This is a genomic window from Rathayibacter sp. AY1B8 (assembly GCF_002932775.1).
GTDB lineage: Bacteria > Actinomycetota > Actinomycetes > Actinomycetales > Microbacteriaceae > Rathayibacter.
Genome location: NZ_PSWJ01000027.1, coordinates 34,256 through 51,025, shown reverse-complemented (window position 1 = coordinate 51,025; position 16,770 = coordinate 34,256). Strand labels below are relative to the sequence as shown.

Sequence of the window (16,770 nt, the reverse complement as noted above, 5' to 3'; positions counted from 1 at the left end):
GCGAGCTCTGCGCGGCCTTGGTGCCGTTGGTCCAGTTCGACCAGCCCTTGTCGCCGTCCACGCCGTTGCGGGTGCGCTCCGGTCCGTAGCCCGACTCCGACGACGACGCGGTCGCGACGATGCCGGCGTCCGGGTTGAAGTTGCGGAGCGTGCCCGTGGTGACGAGCACCGTGAGCGTGGCGGGGAGCGTCGCGCCGTCGGCGGTCGCCGTTCCCGAGACCGTCACCTGCCCGGCCCGGGCGAGGGAGGCGGTGGTGAGCGGCGTCCAGTCCCAGACGACCGGCACCGGGAAGGTGCTGGCCGAGGCGCCCACGCGGGCGGGGACCGTCGTCGGGGCCGAGGCCTTCACACCGGCGACCGAGGCGCCCGCGGCGGCCGTGACCGACACGGGGTCGGTCGCGGTCAGTCCGCCGACGTCGACGAGCGCGGTGACCGTGATCGTCTGGCCGTAGAGGTCGGTCGCGGTGCCGGGCACCTCGACGCGGCCGGTCGCGCCGTACGCCGAGTCGGCGGGGCGCTGCCAGGTGACGGCGAGCGGTGCGCCGGCTCCCCAGGAGTACTGCGGGGTGATGCTCGCGGGCAGGGTCGGAGCGACGCCCGCGGTGGTGCGGACGGCGATCGTCTGGCCGGCGGTCGGCGCGAGGTCGCGGAGGGACCACGACTGGTTCGCTCCGCCGTTGGAGGTGTAGACGCCGACCGACGCGTTGTCGGCACTGGAGCCGCCGTTCACGTCGAGCGACTGGGCGATCGACTCGTTGACGAGCGAGAAGTTCACGCCGTCGGTGGTGTTGACGATCCAGCGGGTCGCGGCGGTCGTTTTCGCCGCGTCGACGGACAGCGAGCGCAGGTCGGTGCCGGCGGTCGTGGCTCCGAGCACGCGTCCGTCGCCGTTGACGAGGACGACGCGGCGGGTGGCCTCGCGCTCGCCGGCGGCGACCTCGCGGACCGTCCAGGTCTGCTTGGCGGCCGTGGCGGAGTCGGTGGCGAGGCCGGTGATCGTGGTCGCGGCGCCCGAGGGGTTGCCGGTCAGGGCCTTGCCGCTCTGGGTGCCGACCAGCTGGTAGCGGTGGCCGTCGCGCAGGGCGGGGGCGGAGTCGGCGACTCCCGAGACTCCGTCGATCGAGAAGCTCGTGACCGACTTGGCGGGCACGGTGATCGTGGCGGTGCGCGAGATGCGGTCGACGCTCACCGGCGTCTTGGCGACCAGGGCGTTGCTCGTGGGAGCGGCTGCCGAGGAGGCCTTCGTGGTGACGTAGGGGGTGACCGTCGCGGTGTCGGCGATGGTGCCGAAGCGGGAGAGGTCGAGCACGACGGTCTTCTCGGTCGCGGTGCTGTTGGTGTGCACGACGGTCGCGCCCGAGCCGTCGCCGCGGACGGCGGCGGTGGAGGAGCTGTCGTTGGAGGGCATCAGGTGGTCGCCCTCGTGGATGAACTTGGTGAAGTTCCGGATGGTGTTGAACTTCGAGTTCGTCTCGACGCCGCAGACCGGGGCCTTGGTGGAGTCGCCACCGGCGTCGGCGACGCGGCGGACCGACTTCCAGACCTCGGTCCCGTTCTCCTGGTACGGCTTGCAGTCCAGGTCGATGTAGACGGAGCCCCAGTTGAGGTTCTCGCCCTTCGGCTTGGGCTGCTGCATGTTGTAGTAGTCCTCGACGGGCTGCCAGAGCACCCACGCCTTGGGCTCGAGCTCGCGCAGGTCGTCGTTGATGCGGCCGGCGATGCCGAGGCCGTTCTCCATGTTGGTGGGGTCGAAGCCGGTGACCCAGTTGCCCTCGATCTCGCTCATCCACAGGTCGGTGTCGGCCTGCTTCGCGAGGTCGCGGACCTTGAGGCGGCCCGAGGTGCCGTAGGTGTGGACGTTCATCCGGTCGACCTCGGCGCGGATCGCGGCGGAGTAGGCGGCCCAGTTCGTCGCGAAGATGTCGGGGTTGGTCTCGTCCATCGCGGCGAGGCCGGCGTCGGTGGTCGAGGCGTCCAGCGCGGCGGCGACGTCGGGGATCAGACCCGCTTGGCGCGTCGGTCCGACGTGCATTCCCTCCTGGCGTCCGCCGGTCGGGACGCCGTTGGAGAGCTGCGTGCCCCAGTAGTTCGTGTTCGGCTCGTTGAAGGGGTCGAGCGTGTCGAACTCGATGCCGTACTCGTCCTCCATGTGCTCGGTGACCTTCACGAGGTACTTCGCGAACTGCTCCTCGGCGGCGGGCTTCAGCTGCTCGCTGTTCGCGTCGAAGCCGCCCGAGACGTAGCCGCTCTCGGTCATGAAGTACGGGGCGGAGTTGGAGAACGCCTCCCAGTGCGAGATCTGCTTCTCCTCGGCGAGCCTCTCGACCCACCAGCGCTGCGTCTCGTCGGCGGTCCAGTCGTAGGAGGCGGGGTCGTCCGCGTTCCACTTGGCCAGGAGCGCGTCGCGGTCGGCGAGCTTCGTGGAGGTGCCGCCGTAGGTCGACGCGTCGCCGGCCGGGTTCGGCTTCCACCAGCCCTCGACGGCGCCGCCCGGGCGGAGGTAGTCCTTCACATCGGAGGCGTTGCCGCCGCCGATGTTGTAGCGGGCGATGTTGAGGTCGAGGCCGCTGTCGCCGAAGACCTTCTGGTAGAGGTCCTCGCGGAGGGCCTCGGGATAGCCGCCGGTCGCGTTCGCGAACCAGACGAGGCTGGTGCCCCAGCCCTCGAACGCCTCACCGGCGGCGGCGGGGTTCGGCGCGATGCGGAACGCGTCCGCGGCCTGAGCGGGGGCCGCTGCGGCGGGGATCGCCAGCAGTGCTCCTGTGGCCAGGGCGGCGCTCGTGGCGAGCGCGGCGACCCTTCTGAAGGACATCGACATTGATGCGGTCTCTCTTTCGCCATCGAAATGCGGGCATGTTCACATGAACGCGCCCTGACGGCCGACTGTACATGTTCACGTCAACAATCGGAAGGTGCTCAGGGGTGGGCGAGGCCCGCAGCGTCGAGAAGCCGGGAGTCGTCGCAGTCGGCGCCGAGTGCGACGACTCCTGGAGGGTCGTGGTCATGCGGAGGCGTGCGGCCGCGCGCCACGCCACCGCCGCGCTCAGACGCGGTGCGTCGTCTCCGGGAAGGCCTCGGGCTCGCACTGGATGGTCGCGTGGTCGATGCCGTGGCGCTCGCGGAGGACGGCGAGCACCCGCGAGAGCGCGGTGCGGTAGTCGGCGTCGGGGGCGACGACCACGTGGCCGGTGGCGCTCTCCATGCCCGAGGTGATCGTCCACACGTGCAGGTCGTGCAGCGCCAGCACGCCGGGGACGGCGCAGACGTCGCGCTCGAGTGCCGCGAGGTCGACGTGCGCGGGCGCCGACTCCATGAGGATCCCCAGCGCCTGCCGCGTGAGCGACCAGGTGCGGGGAAGGATCAGCAGCCCGATCAGCACGCCGACGATCGGATCCGCCCACGCCCAGCCGGTGGTGAGCAGCACGATCGCCGCGACGATCACGCCGATCGAGCCGAGCGCGTCGCCGAGCACCTCGAGGGAGGCTCCGCGGAGGGTGATGCTCTCCTTCGCCCCGGCCGACAGCAGGCGCAGGCTCACGAGGTTGACCGCCAGGCCCACGACGGCGGTGATCAGGAGGGGGCCGCCGGGCACCGCGGGCGGCTCGGCGAAGCGGCGGACGGCCTCGACGATCACGAACGCGGCGACCGCGAACAGCAGCAGGCCGTTGGCGAGGGCGGCCAGCACTTCGAGGCGGTAGGAGCCGTAGGTGCGGCCCTTCGCAGCGGGGCGGGCGGCGAGCGAGATCGCGGCGATCGACATCCCGAGCGCCAGCACATCGGTGCCCATGTGCGCGGCGTCCGAGAGCAGCGCGAGCGAGCCCGTCGCGACTCCGACCGCGAACTCGACGATCATGAACGCCGCGGTCAGGACGAAGGCGGCCACGAGCGGACGCCGGTGCCGCGCGGCGGCGGAGCCGGCCGGAACGCCGTGAGAGTGGCCCATCGGCTCCTCCGATCCCTGTTCGTATAAACAGTCTTGCATGCGTTTGGAGCCGAGCGCGAGCGTCCTCAGCCGACCAGCGGGTCCAGCGCCTCGCCGAGGTAGGGCGCCAGGGTCCGGGCGTACGACTCGGTGAGGTGCCCGAGGTCGCGGTACACCTTCACTCCGCCGATCACGAGGGGGCAGCCGCGGTCGTCGCAGAACCAGCGGGTGAGGTCGACGGCGGCGGCGCCCGGCCAGCCCTCGGCGGCGGCGGCCATCAGCTCGCGGTCGGCGAAGGCCTCGTCGAGCGGCACGCTGCAGTCGGCCGCGGAGCCCGGCTCCTCGGCGCAGGCCAGCAGGGAGAGCGAGGGCAGCACCGGATTGTCGCGGATCGCGACCACCGTGGATCCGCGGGCGATCAGCGGCGCCCACGACTCGTGGAACCCGTCGATGCCGGCCTGCTCGTCGGGGGTGCCGGACGCGTCGACGAACACGGACTTCTTCGCGGAGTAGGCGGTGACGACGAGCGCGTACGGCTCCTGGCCCGCGAGCTCCTCCTGCAGCTTCTCGTTCCACACGTCGCAGGAGCGCCGGGAGGAGGCGGAGTCGTCGCGCCGCTCCGCGGTCGAGAAGACGCAGCCCGTCTTGTAGTAGGTGTGCAGGTCCCAGCCGCGCTCCTCCGCGACGCCGCGCAGCGCCGGGAAGAACGACGCCGCGTGCGAGTTGCCGATGAGCAGCACGCGGAGGCCGGCGGGATCGCCGAAGCGGCACTCCTTGAGCGCGGTGCCGGAGTCGCCCGTGCTGCACTCGTCGGTGTTCAGGGCGGAGCCGTCCTCCGAGGCGTCGACGGCGGGCAGGCTCGTAGTCCAGGAGTCGAGGCAGGCGTTCGCGAGCGCCGCGGCTCCGACGCAGCCCTCGGTCGAGACGGGGAGGGCGTGCGCGCGGGTGAGGTCGGCGGCGATCGCGGCGTTCGTTCCGGTGAGGCCCGTCGCTCCGACCAGGGCGGCGACGGCCAGCAGGGCCGCCGGGGCGAGCGCGCGGAGGCGGTGCGGGCGCTCGGCGGGGGCGCGGCGGTGGAGGGGGTCCTCGAGGAAGCGCTTCGAGGCGGCGGCCAGGAGGATCGCGGCGGCGATGACGCCCAGGCCGGCGAGGGCGGTCGGGTCCTCGCCGGTGCTCTCGCGCCAGAAGACCAGGAGTGGCCAGTGCCAGAGGTAGATCCCGTAGCTCAGGCCGCCCAACCACACGAGCGGGCGCAGGGCCAGCAGTCGGCCGACGCCGCGCTCCGGGGCGGGGCCGGTCCCGGCGACGAGCACGAGCACCGCCGAGAGGGTCGGCCAGAGCGCGGCGGCGCCCGGGAACGCGCTCGAGACCTGGAGCACGAACCCGCAGGAGACGACTCCGATCAGCCCCAACCACCCGGCGACCGTCCGCAGGGCCGCCGGGATCGCCAGTCCCGGGAGCACGAGGGCCGCGAGCGAGCCGAGCCCGAACTCCCACGAGCGGGCGAGGGTGCTGTAGTACGCGGTCGGCTGGTCGATCCCGACCAGCACGACGGAGAACGCGAACGAGAGGACGGTGAGCGCCGCGACGAGCGCCAGCAGGAACCGCGGCAGCTGCGCGCGGCGCCGCAGCAGCACGGCGGCGAGGGTCGCGACGAGCACCAGGGCGAGCCAGACCAGGTAGAACTGCCCCTGCACCGACATCGCCCAGAAGTTCTGCACCGGCGAGTGGAAGTCGTCCTGCGCGAGGTAGTCCACTCCGGCCCGCGCGAGCGCGACGTTCTCGACGTAGAAGGTCGAGGCGAGCACCTCGGTGAAGGTCTGCAGCAGCTGCGAGGGGCGCAGGAGGAGCGGAGCGAGCGCCGCGACGACGACCAGCACCACCGCGGCCGCCGGGAAGAGCCGCGAGGCGAGCCTCCGGAGGAAGGCGATCGGACGCACGCGCCCGAACCGGCGGATCTGGCCGAGGAGGGTCAGGGTGGTGAGGAACCCGGCGATCACGAAGAAGACGTCGACGCCTCCGGAGACGCGGCCCAGCCAGATGTGGAACGTCGCGACCAGGAGGGACGCGACGGCGCGCAGTCCCTCGATCTCGGGCCGGTAGCCGGACGCATCGGCCTTGCGCACCAGCGCGGACCGGCCGGAGGGGGCGGTGCGGGCGGAGTGGCGGGGCAACAGGTTCCTTCCGTGACGGTCGGCGGGCGGTGGGGCGGGCGCCGTCGAGCGTCGGTGTCCAGGATCGCGCTCTCCCGCCCCCAGGGGAACCGTGTCCGGGGTGCTGTCCACCTGGTTGGGGGCTGCGGAGGCGAGGTGCGCGACAGGTGTCCGCTTACTCGGCTGTTCCGGGCCTTCTGAGTGCATCGAGAACTCGGAGGTCGCCGTTCTCGCGCGCGACCACGGCGACTTCTGCGGAGTCGCCGGCGGGCGGGACCGAGGGTGGATCGAAGGCGGGTGGCGCGGATCGACTGGCGCGGATGGACGGGCTTAGGTGAGGTAAGGCTATGCTTACCTGGGCTCCGCGCCGAAACGCGGGTGCCGCCCGCCGACGGACCGGGCCGACGAGCCCTGCCGGCGAACCGGGCCCATGAACCGGGCCTATGAACCGGGCCGACGACCGACGCCCACGAACCACGGGAGATCCATGTCCACGCACCGACGGCGCCCCGCTGCCCTCGCCCTCGCCGCCCTGACCCTGCTCGCCCTCACCGGCTGCGGCGCCTCCGAGCAGATCGAGCCCGAGAGCACGGCCGCCGCGGGGGAGGGCACGACTTCGTACCCGCTCATGCTGGACAACTGCGGCACCACGACCACCGTCACCGCCCCTCCGCAGCGGGTCGTCTCCCTCGACCAGAACTCGACCGAGATCCTGCTGTCCCTCGGCCTCGAGGACCGGATGGTCGGCACCGCCTCCTGGACCGACCCCGTGCTCGCGACCCTCGCCTCCGCGAACGAGAGCGTGCCGCGCCTGGCCGACAACGCGCCCACCTACGAGGTGCTGCTCGGCGCCGACCCGGACTTCGTCACGGCCTCCTTCGGCCGGCACTACGCGCCCGAGGGCGTCGCCTCGCGCGACCGCCTCGCCGAGACGGGGATCGGCTCATACCTCGCCCCCTCCGACTGCGACAACGGGGCGAGCGTCAACGGCGGGAGCGGCACGCGCACCGTCCCGCTGACCGTCGACGTCCTCTACCAGGAGATCCACGAGCTGGCCGAGGTCTTCGACGTGCAGCAGCGCGGCGACGCCCTGGTCGCGCAGCTGCAGGAGCGCGCCGCCGCCGCCACCGAGGGGGTCGACCTCGGCGGCCGGAGCGTCGCCTTCTGGTTCGCCGACACCAAGACGCCCTACATGGCCGGCGGCTACAACTTCGCCTCGATGCTCGGCACCACGACCGGCATGACCAACGTCTTCGCCGACCGCACGGAGGACTGGCCCGCCGTCGGCTGGGAGAGCGTCGTCGCGGCCGACCCGGACGTCCTGGTCCTCGGCGACCTGCAGCGCGACCGCTTCCCCGGCGACCGCCTCGACGACAAGACCGCGTTCCTCCGCTCCGACCCGCTGACCAGCAGCCTGCCCGCGGTGCAGGACGGCCGCTTCATCGCGCTCCACGGCGCCGAGATGAACCCGTCGATCCGCTTCGTCGACGGGCTCGAGAAGATCCGCGCCTGGTGGGACGAGAACGGGGCCTCGCTCTGAGCACGCACACGGGTACGGGCGCGGTCCTCGTCCGCCGGGTGCCGCGGGGCCTTGCCGCCGCCGCGCTGGTCGTCGGCGGGCTGCTCGCGCTGGCGCTCTCGGTCGGCGTCGCGGTGACGCTCGGCCCGGCCGACGTCTCGCTCGTGAACGTCCGCGACATCCTCCTCAACCACCTCGGGCTCGCCTCCGTCCCGGTGCGTGCGGCCGAGGACGCGATCGTCTGGCAGGAGCGCCTCCCGCGCGCACTCGTGGCCGCGGCCTGCGGGGCGGGGCTCGGCGTGTGCGGAGTGATCCTGCAGTCGCTGCTGCGCAATCCGCTCGCCGACCCGTTCGTGCTGGGCGTCTCCTCCGGAGCGTCCACGGGCGCGGTGCTCGTCGGCGTGCTCGGGGTCGGCGGAGGAGTGGTCGGGCTCTCCGGAGGCGCCTTCGTCGGCGCGCTGGTCGCCTTCGGCTTCGTGCTGCTGCTCACGCGGTTCTCGGCGGGCGGCACCTCGGGCGTGATCCTGGCGGGGGTGGCGAGCACCCAGCTGTTCTCGGCGCTGACCTCGCTGATCGTGTTCGCTCTCGCCGACTCGGACGAGACGCGCGGCGTGATGTTCTGGCTGCTCGGCTCCCTCGAGGGCATGCGCTGGGACGACGTGGCGCTGAGCGGAGGAGTCGTGCTGCTCGGCTCCGTGGTCTGCCTCGCCGCGGCGCGCACGCTCGACGCGTTCGCCTTCGGGGAGGACGTGGCCGCGTCGCTCGGCGTGCACGTGAGCCGCACCCGCCTCCTCCTGCTGGTGGTGACGGCCCTGCTGACGGCGACCCTGGTGAGCATCGCCGGCGCGATCGGCTTCGTGGGGCTGGTGCTGCCGCACGCCGCGCGACTCGTGTTCGGCCAGCGGCACTCGCGGGTGATCCCCGCGACGATCCTGCTCGGCGCGGTGTTCCTGGTGTGGGTCGACGCCGGATCGCGGGTGGCGTTCGCGCCGACTCCGCTGCCGGTGGGGGTCGGCACGGCACTCGTCGGCGTGCCGGTGTTCATGCTGCTGCTCCTGCGGCGGAGGGGCCGCTCGTGACGCTCGAGGCCGACCGGGTCTCGTGGCGCCGGGGCGGCCGCCTGGTGGTCGACGGGGTCTCGCTCCGCCCCGCTCCCGGCTCGACAGTGGGACTGCTCGGGCCCAACGGCTCGGGCAAGTCGTCGCTGCTGCGGCTGCTGCAGGGCACCGCGGCTCCGGACGCCGGCGTCGTCACCCTCGACGGCGCGCCGCTCCGCTCGCTCCGCCGCCGCGAGGTCGCCCGGGCCGTGGCCACGGTGACGCAGCAGGCCGAGACGGAGGCGGACCTCCCCGTCCGCGACGTCGTCCGGCTGGGGCGCACCCCGCACCGCTCCCTCCTGGGCGGAGACACGGCCGAGGACCTGCGCGCGATCGATCGCGCCCTCGAGCAGGTGGGTCTCGAGGCGAAGGCCGACCACCTCTGGCACACCCTCTCGGGCGGCGAGCGACAGCGCGCGCACATCGCCCGGGCGCTCGCGCAGGAGCCGCGCGAGCTGCTGCTGGACGAGCCGACCAACCACCTCGACATCCGCCATCAGCTGGAGCTGCTGGCCCTGGTGCGGGCGCTGCCGGTGACCACGGTCGTCGCGCTGCACGACCTCAACCTCGCGGCCCTGTTCTGCGACGCGCTACTGGTGCTGCGCGAGGGGCGCGTGGTCGCGGGCGGCACCCCGGAGGAGGTGCTCACTCCGGCGCTGATCGCGGACGTCTACGGGGTGCGCGCCCGCGTGATCGTCGACGCCGGACGGCCGCACGTGCTGTTCGACTCCTGATTCCGCTGCCGCATCCTGACCCCACTGCCAGACGATCGTCGATCAGTCAACGGCCTCGTCCACTTCCAGCAGCGCGTTCTACCGTCGGTGAACCGGCTTCGAGACCTCACAGGAGAGGTCCTCCTCGCGCTGGGCGAGGTGCACTCCTGACGGAGGTCGATGGACGTGCCGGTGACGGCGAAGGGGAGTCGAGAGATGTCCAGAGACGACGTGGCACCGGGGCGGTTCGCGCGGTTCGTGAAGTGGGTCAACAAGGCCGACGGCTGGGAGCCGCAGTACCTGCGCGGGCGGGTCGTGGCCAAGAAGGACGGCGAGTGGATCGTCGCGGTCGACGGCGAGGAGCGCCGGATCGTGAAGAAGGAGTGGAGCGTCTACCGCTGACCCTCGGGGAGGACTCGTGATGCTGCCCGACCGGCGCACTCCCGAGATCAGAGAGGCGCGTCCCGGAGTCTTCGTGCTCGAGCTGCGCCGCACCCGCCGCCGGCCCGCCGAGGAGCTGGGCGTCCTGATCCGCACCGGCACGACCTGGACGGTGCTGGGCCCCGAGGGCGTGCTCTCCGACGTGCCGAGCTTCCACGACGCCGTGGCGGCCCTGCGCGAGTAGCGCCGCACCATCGAGGTGCCAGCGGCCACGCTGAGTCGCCCGAGACGGTCGCCCGCTCCGGCGTGTCGACGACCGTCTCGGGCGCCTCGGCGCTGACGCGGAAGGGGACGGCGCGGCGGTGGTGCTGCCGAGGCGTGGGCCCGCCGCGCCTACAGCTGGCGGCCCGGCCGCTGCAGGCCCACGACGGTGACGGTGAGGGTCGCGGAGGTGCTCTGCGCGGCGGACGGCGCGGACTCCGAGAGGCGCACGGTCAAGCGGAGGTGGTCGGTCGCTCCGACGGCGAGGGCGGGGGAGCCGGGCAGGTCGAGGCGGGAGGCGGCGGGGCGGTCGGCCGACACGGTGGTGACGGTGCCGGGGCAGGTCGCGGCATCGGCCGACCAGGACAGCGAGCAACGCTCGATCGCGAGCTGCAGGCCGTCCGAAAGGTCGGTGCCCGTGGCCGTCTGCAGCTGGAGGGCCGACATCGGCAGGGTCCCGGCGTTCGTCAGGTCGAGGAGGCGCCGGGCCGTGCCGCCGGGGACGAGTCCCGCGACGGGGACCGGCACGGTCGTCGCTCCGGTGCCGGTGAACGTCGCGATGACGGTGCCGGAGGCGACCCGCGCGCTCACGGAGCTACGGTCCAGGAGCACGGCGGTGGCGGTGGCGGCGGCGCCGAGGACGAGCGCGCCGGCGACGAGTCCCGCCAGGACGGCGCGGGAGACCACGCGGCGGCGGACCTCGGGGGAGTGGCGCGGGGCTCCGCGGTCGCGGGAGGACGGCCGGGCGCTGTGCCGTCCGTGCTCAGCGGGCGGACGCAGGGGCTCCGGGGGCGGCGTGCCGTCCGACGAGCGGTGCGCGCCGCTCACGGGGCGACCTCCGCGGGGCGGCGCCAGATGGCGATCAGGAGCGCGCCCACGATGACCGCGCCGCCCGCGGCGAAGAGCGCGAACCGCGCCTCCGGGTGGGCGAGGCCGATGCTCGGCCAGCCCAGCAGCGGCACCACCGAGCTCTCGCGCCAGATCCGCTCGTCCGCGATCGTCACGATCCACGGGTCGGCCGACTCGTTGTTGTCGCCCTTGGTGGTGAGCGCCAGCTGGCCGGGCTCGCGGCCGCGGAGTGCCGCCGCCTCCTCCTCGGAGTAGACGAGGGTGACGCGGTGGATGACGCGGCGGCCCGGATCGTCCGGGTCGGTGAAGACGATCACGTCACCGGCGCGGATCGCGGCCTGGTCGACGGGCAGGGTGACGGCGAGGGAGCCGACGGGCATCCCGGGCGCCATCGAGTTCGACAGCACCGGCACGAGCCGCACGAGACCGAGCGCGGAGAGGACGAAGACGGCGATGCCGGCGACGGCCACGATCGTGACCAGGCCGCCGAGGAGAGCGCGGAGGGCCTTCACGCCTGCTCCCTCCGGTGACGACGGCGCGCAGCCGCGGCGAGCAGGGCGCCCGAGCCGAGGGCGAGCATCCCGCCCAGGAGCGCGGCGCCCAGGTCGCGGCCGGTGACGGCCAGCCCGCCGCCCGCCGCTCCGGGGAAGGAGCCGGGGCCGGGCGTCGCGGAGGGATCCTCCTCCGTCGTGCCCACGAGCACCCGCAGCGACGCCGCCGCGAGCTCGGTCCCGTTGCCGGCCGACTCCGGGAACAGGACGCGGACGCGCACGCCCACGGTGGCCCCGCGCTCGAGCGGACGCACGCCGTCGAGCCGGCCGAGCGTCGCCGCGGGCCCGGATCCGAGCGGCACAGCGTCGTCGGGGCAGAGGTAGCGCTCGACCGTGCGCTCCCCGTCGACGACCTCGGCGACGGTGAACGCCGCGTCGCAGAGCTCGACGGACAGCTGGAGGCCGTCGCGCGGGTCCTGCGCCAGCGTGCCTCCGTCGACCGCGAAGGCCACGGAGACCCCCTGCGGCGACAGGCCGGTGCTGGTCACCTCGACCGCCCACTCGGCGCGGTCGCCCGGAGCGAGGTCGGTGAGGGATCCGGGCGCCGAGAGCTCGCGCACGTCGAGCACGCCGACGGGCTCGGCGCTCGCCGCGGGCGCGAGGAGCGCCGCCGCGAGGACGGCGACGAGCGCACGGGCGTGGGGCATGGGGACGACTCCGGGAGGAAAGGGGGATGCCTCCGCCCCGCGCCGGTGGCGGCCGGGCAGGACGGAGGCGGTGGGGGACGGTCTACTTCTGGATGCCGGCGCGCTGGATCGCGGCGGCCGTGAAGGTGACCGTGGCGGAGGCGTTCTCGTACGCGTTGTCGGCCGCGGTCGGCAGGACGAGCTCGATCAGCGTGTTCAGCGTCACGTCACCGGCGTCCGAGGGGAAGGTCCCGGTCGTGGTGGGGGTGATGCCGAAGTTCGCCGGGGTGAAGTCGACCGCGCCGGCCTGGCCGCCGATGGACGACAGCTTGCCGGATCCGGTGACCGTGGTGGTCCCGCTGCAGGAGTACGGGCCCGCCGGAGTCGTGGTGGGGGCGGTCGTCCAGGCGGTGGAGCAGGTCAGCAGGCGGTAGTCGAGGCCGTTCGGGCCGGAGACGAGAGACTGGCCGACACGGTTCTGGTCGGTGGTGTCGGATCCCACGACGTCGTTGGTGACCGCCTGCGAGAAGCGCACCGACGAGACGAGGTCGCCGTCGTTGGTGGCGTTCGGCAGGACGATCGTCACCGGGCGCTGGATGGTGTCTCCGGGCGCGATGTCCGTCACGATGAAGGTGCCGTCGAGGTTGATGTCGAGCTGTCCGGCGTCCGCGGTGACGCTGGCGGTCCCGGAGTCGGTGAACACGGCGAAGGCGCCGGCGCCGGCGAGAGCTCCCGCGGCGAGGAGGACGCCGCCGGTGAGGGCGATCTTCTTCCAGGGGCTGCGACGGGTGGGTGCTGTGGTGGTCATGGCGACCGTTCCTTTCTGGTGGGTGGTGCCCGGTGCGGGCGTGGTCTCCCTCACGAGGACACGTGCAGGACGAGAGGGGTGTCGGCGGGGAGGCATCAGCAGCCTCCGGCGGTGGTGACGGCCGGCTGGGCGACGGCGGTCGAGGCGGCGGACGCGACTCCGAGCCAGCGCTGCAGGTCCGGGCGGACCCGCCACTGGTAGCTGCGGCCCTCACCGACCCGGTCGTCGGCGAAGCTCGTCGCGGAGGCGGCGGGTGCCGCGATCACGGTCCACGGGCCGGGCGTCGTCCCCGCGAGGCGGCGCTCGAGGGTCCAGCCGGTCGCTCCGGCGGCGGCCGACCAGCTCACGAGGGTGCTCGGCCGACCGGCCGTGCAGCTCGCGACGGGCGTGGCGACCACGGAGGAGCTGGTCCAGGCGCCGAGCCCGACCGCTCCGCTCGTCGTGCCGGTGCCGGAGAATCCGCGCCGGACGAGGGGAGCGGGATCGACCCACACCGTGATCGTGCCGCCCGCCGTGAGCGCGCCGTCCGTGACCGTGTACGCGATCGTCGCGCTCCCGGTCCAGCCGTCGGCCGCGGGCGTGTAGGTGCACGTGGATCCGGAGCAGGAGAAGGTGCCGCGCAGCCCGGCCGGGACGCTCGTGCCGGCCAGGGCGAGGGTCGTGCCCGGGTCCTCGTCGGTGTCGTTCGCGAGCGGAGCGACGGTGACGGCGGGGCCGCCGGTGGTCGCGACCACGCGGTCGGGTCGGGCGACTGGCGCGCGGTTCAGCGCGGTGACGGTGACCGTGACCCGCACGTTCCAGGTGCCGTACTGGCCCGAGAGGGAGTAGTCGAAGACGTCGGTGCCGACGAAGGCGGCGATCGGGCGGTAGGTGCACTGGCCGCGGGTCGCTCCGCTCGCGACGCAGGAGACGGACCCCTGCACGGGAGTGGCGGGGGCGGGGGTCGCCGCGCCTCCGATCGCCCTCGGGGTCGCCGAGAGCTGCGCGCGCGAGAAGGTCGCGCCGGTCGCGGCGGGCCCGTCGTTCGCGAGCACGTCGATCACGACCGATCCGCCCTGCACGACCGTCGCGGCGTCGGCCGCCGGATCGGGGATCACCGAGATGCTCACCGAGGCCGTGCGGGTGAAGGCCCCGCCGGTCGGGCCGGTCGCCGTCGCCGTGGCGGTGTTGGCGATCGTGCCGGCGGCGACGTCGGCGGCGGTGGTCGTGTAGGCGGCGGTCGCGGTGACGACCTGGCCGGGCAGCAGTCGTCCGGAAGTGCCCGGCCAGGAGTAGGTGAGAGCGGAGAGCCCGCTCTTGGGGTCGCTGATCGCGACCGCGGTGAGGGTGGTGGTGCCGGTGTTGGTCGCGCGGAAGGTGTAGGTCACCACGGTGCCGGCGGCGCTGATGAAGGCGGGGTTCGCGGTCTTGGTGAGCGCGAGGTCGTTCGTGCGGGTGATCGTCACCGTCCGCGAGGAGGTGGCCGTGACGGCGGCGCCCGTCGGAGGGGTGCCGGTCGCGGTGGCGGTGTTGAGGACCTGGCCCGCGTCGACGTCGGCCTGCGTGAGCGTGTACGACGCGGTCGCGGTGACCGTCTGGCCTATCTCGAGGCGCCCGGCGGTCCCCGGCCAGGAGTAGGCGAGCGCGGAGAGCCCGCTCTTGGGATCGGTGACCGTGACGGAGCTCAGCCCGGTGTTGCCCGTGTTGGTGGCGGTGAAGCTGTAGGAGACGGTCGAGCCCACGGCGGCCGCGGTCGGGATCGTGCCGTTCTTCGTCAGCGAGATCGAGGGCGCGTAGCGGATCGGCGTGGTGGCCGTGGAGGTCGCGGTGACCGTCACGGGCGAGGCGGCCAGCGTGCGCCCGCTGACCGTGGCGGTGTTGGTAACGACCGTGCCCTTGTCGATGTCGGTCTGCAGCACCGTGTACGGCGCCGAGGTGAAGGTCGCGCTCGCTCCGGGTGCGAGCTGCGTCGAGGCGGGCGTGATGCCGGTGACCTTCGGGTCGGCGACGGTGACCGTCTGCAGTGTGACGTTGCCGGAGTTGAGGGCGAGGAAGGAGTAGCGGATCTGCTCGCCCGCGTCGGCCTGGGCGTTGCCGTTCGTGTCGGTGAGCAGGGCGGTCTTGGTGAGGGTCAGAGCGGGAGCCGGGGCGGCGATGGGGGCGGTGACGGTGGCGGTCCTGCTCGTGACGGGGGTCGTCGTCACGACGTTCGAGATCGTCTCCGTCTTCGTCGCTGCAGCGGTCGCCGTGTTGACGAACGAGCCGGCCACCGCTTCGGCGGCCGTGACCGTATGGGATCCCGTGCAGATGGTGGAGGCGAGCGGGAGCAGGGTCGTCGTCGGACAGGAGATGCTCGCGGCCTTCGGGTCCGTGACGACGATGCCGGTGAGCGTGCCCCGGATAGACCCGTTCGTGACGACGAACTGGTAAGGGATGACGGATCCCTCGGCGTAGGCGACGGGCTGCGTGGTGGTGCGGTCGATCTGCTTGACCAGAGTGATGTCGTCGAGAGTGTTGATGGACGAGACGGAGACGTTGCGGACGAGGTGGGTGTCGTTCGATCCACCGGTGGACGCCGTGAAGCCGAGCTTGTAGGTCGAGGGCGCTGCGGTCGGCATCGTGAACTGCATCAGCTGATCGAGCTGCCCGGCGGGCAGACCCGCTGTCCCTCCCCAGTAGACCGTGACGACGGGAGTGGCGGCAGCCGAGACCATGATCCGTATCGTGCGCCCGTAGGACGCGGGCGGAGTGCCCGTCGATGTCGTGGCCGTCGTGCGGACCGACGTCAGCAGGGGAGGCGAGGCCGACTGGAGGAAGCAGTATCCGCTCTTGGCCTGCCCGGGTCCGCGCGCCACGATCTTGTTCGCCGTGAGGAGCGCCGACCCGGAGTTCGAGGGGCAGTCGGAGCCGAGGCCGAGGGTAGGCGCGGCGGGGGGCCTGGCCGAGAAGTTCCCGAAGGCGTCGATTCCGATCCCGAGGTAGCCGCCGTTCACCCCGTCGACGGTCGCCGACTGGCCGTAGCCGAGCGATCCGCCCGGAGCTCCCGCCGCGGTGAGGGACCTCGAGCCGTCGGTGAGGAAGAAGCCGATGCCGTCGGCCCCGGTCAGCGAGCTTCCGTACTGGTACTGGTCGAACTGGACGTCGATGCCGCCCGCGGCAGGAATGGGCCGGTTGAAGACCGCGCCGCCCTTGGCGTCGTTGCGGGCATCGGTGAGCTGGAGGAAGCCCGGACTCGTCGCGGCGACGGGGGCTTGAGTCCGGTTGGCGCAGACGCCGAGGTTCGAGGACCCGGCCGGGGGTGCGGTCGTCGCCCGGGTGATGCAGCCCCCGTCGAGCGCCTGCCAGGCCGAGTCCGCGACGCTGGTGCCGCCGAAGCCCTCCTGGAGCAGGACCGTGGCCGCCGCAGCTCTCGTCGCCGGCAGAACCACGAGGACGGCGGCGAGCAGGAGCAGGACGAGGCCGAGGGCGATCGAGCGGTCGTGGCTCGGCCGGGCATGCGCGTTCGACACGGATCGACCTCCCCCCGGGGCGCCTCGCCGGGCCTTCCGGATGGAGCGGGATCACGATAGGTCGCGGCTCGGAGGCGCCCTGTCCCCCTGAGACGGGACGTGGGCGGCGGACGACGGGCCCCCGATCCGGTGGGCACGCAGAAGGGGGAGAGCGAGCGCTGAACCAGCGCTCAGGTGGTGTCCAGAAAACGCGACCTATCCGGGGGTCCCCCGCGAGAGTGTTGACGTGCGCACGGCCCTCGCGCCGGGCTCAGGGCGGCCTGGATCCGTGCCGGCCCCGCGGGACCCCGGAGTTCCGCCACCGACACGATGCGGTTCCGCTCCCGTGGCGGGCATCTCCGGAGCAGTGGCGCGAGATAGCGCTCTCACCAGGACCTTCTCCGGATCGCTCCGCTGCTCGAC

The 16,770-nt window shown here is 73.1% G+C and carries 13 protein-coding genes; 5 read left to right on the top strand and 8 right to left on the bottom strand.

The features are described from left to right. From C5C63_RS14205 to C5C63_RS14195, 3 genes are all read right to left on the bottom strand, one after another. The coding region (locus C5C63_RS14205) for a glycoside hydrolase (protein ID WP_181110624.1) at nucleotides 1-2,812 on the bottom strand (2,812 nt) is incomplete at its 3' end. A 231-nt stretch (nucleotides 2,813-3,043) separates the two neighbouring features. Continuing rightward, the gene (locus C5C63_RS14200) at nucleotides 3,044-3,943 is read right to left on the bottom strand and encodes a cation diffusion facilitator family transporter (protein WP_104223402.1); all 900 of its coding nucleotides are present in this window, start codon (nucleotides 3,941-3,943) and stop codon (nucleotides 3,044-3,046) included. A 65-nt stretch (nucleotides 3,944-4,008) separates the two neighbouring features. Next, nucleotides 4,009-6,096 carry an acyltransferase family protein gene (locus C5C63_RS14195; protein ID WP_181110623.1) on the bottom strand — a complete coding sequence of 696 codons (2,088 nt, stop codon included), beginning with the start codon at nucleotides 6,094-6,096 and terminating at the stop codon, nucleotides 4,009-4,011. Between the two features lie 466 nt (nucleotides 6,097-6,562). On the opposite strand from C5C63_RS14195, the gene C5C63_RS14190 reads away from it, so the two are divergent. The 5 genes from C5C63_RS14190 (at nucleotide 6,563) to C5C63_RS14170 (ending at nucleotide 10,029) form a co-directional block, all read left to right on the top strand. Continuing rightward, nucleotides 6,563-7,615, top strand: a complete 1,053-nt coding sequence (locus C5C63_RS14190) for an ABC transporter substrate-binding protein (RefSeq protein WP_104326289.1) — start codon at nucleotides 6,563-6,565, stop codon at nucleotides 7,613-7,615. Then, on the top strand, nucleotides 7,588-8,673 hold the full coding sequence (locus tag C5C63_RS14185) for an iron ABC transporter permease (protein WP_104326288.1): 1,086 nt from the start codon (nucleotides 7,588-7,590) through the stop codon (nucleotides 8,671-8,673). The genes C5C63_RS14190 and C5C63_RS14185 overlap by 28 nt, the downstream gene beginning before the upstream one ends. After that, nucleotides 8,670-9,425, top strand: coding sequence for an ABC transporter ATP-binding protein (locus tag C5C63_RS14180; RefSeq protein WP_104258091.1), 756 nt, complete (start codon nucleotides 8,670-8,672; stop codon nucleotides 9,423-9,425). Before C5C63_RS14185 ends, C5C63_RS14180 begins: the two co-directional genes overlap by 4 nt. 195 nt (nucleotides 9,426-9,620) lie before the next feature. Further along, nucleotides 9,621-9,806, top strand: a complete 186-nt coding sequence (locus C5C63_RS14175; protein ID WP_104223398.1) for a hypothetical protein — start codon at nucleotides 9,621-9,623, stop codon at nucleotides 9,804-9,806. Between the two features lie 19 nt (nucleotides 9,807-9,825). Beyond that, a complete protein-coding gene (locus tag C5C63_RS14170; protein ID WP_104234084.1) occupies nucleotides 9,826-10,029 on the top strand; it encodes a hypothetical protein in 204 nt (67 codons plus the stop codon). A 149-nt stretch (nucleotides 10,030-10,178) separates the two neighbouring features. On the opposite strand, the gene C5C63_RS14165 is transcribed toward C5C63_RS14170, so the two are convergent. The 5 genes from C5C63_RS14165 to C5C63_RS14145 all read right to left on the bottom strand — a co-directional run bounded on the left by C5C63_RS14165 (nucleotide 10,179) and on the right by C5C63_RS14145 (nucleotide 16,368). Then, nucleotides 10,179-10,874 carry a peptidase gene (locus tag C5C63_RS14165; RefSeq protein ID WP_104326286.1) on the bottom strand — a complete coding sequence of 232 codons (696 nt, stop codon included), beginning with the start codon at nucleotides 10,872-10,874 and terminating at the stop codon, nucleotides 10,179-10,181. Next, entirely contained in the window at nucleotides 10,871-11,407 is a 537-nt protein-coding gene (locus C5C63_RS14160; protein ID WP_104223395.1) for a signal peptidase I, read from the bottom strand. Before C5C63_RS14160 ends, C5C63_RS14165 begins: the two co-directional genes overlap by 4 nt. Beyond that, on the bottom strand, nucleotides 11,404-12,093 hold the full coding sequence (locus C5C63_RS14155; RefSeq protein ID WP_104326285.1) for a hypothetical protein: 690 nt from the start codon (nucleotides 12,091-12,093) through the stop codon (nucleotides 11,404-11,406). The genes C5C63_RS14160 and C5C63_RS14155 overlap by 4 nt, the downstream gene beginning before the upstream one ends. 82 nt (nucleotides 12,094-12,175) lie before the next feature. Further along, on the bottom strand, nucleotides 12,176-12,880 hold the full coding sequence (locus C5C63_RS14150; protein ID WP_104226366.1) for a TasA family protein: 705 nt from the start codon (nucleotides 12,878-12,880) through the stop codon (nucleotides 12,176-12,178). A 95-nt stretch (nucleotides 12,881-12,975) separates the two neighbouring features. Then, nucleotides 12,976-16,368 carry an Ig-like domain-containing protein gene (locus tag C5C63_RS14145; RefSeq protein ID WP_104326284.1) on the bottom strand — a complete coding sequence of 1,131 codons (3,393 nt, stop codon included), beginning with the start codon at nucleotides 16,366-16,368 and terminating at the stop codon, nucleotides 12,976-12,978. Between the last annotated feature and the right edge of the window lie 402 nt (nucleotides 16,369-16,770).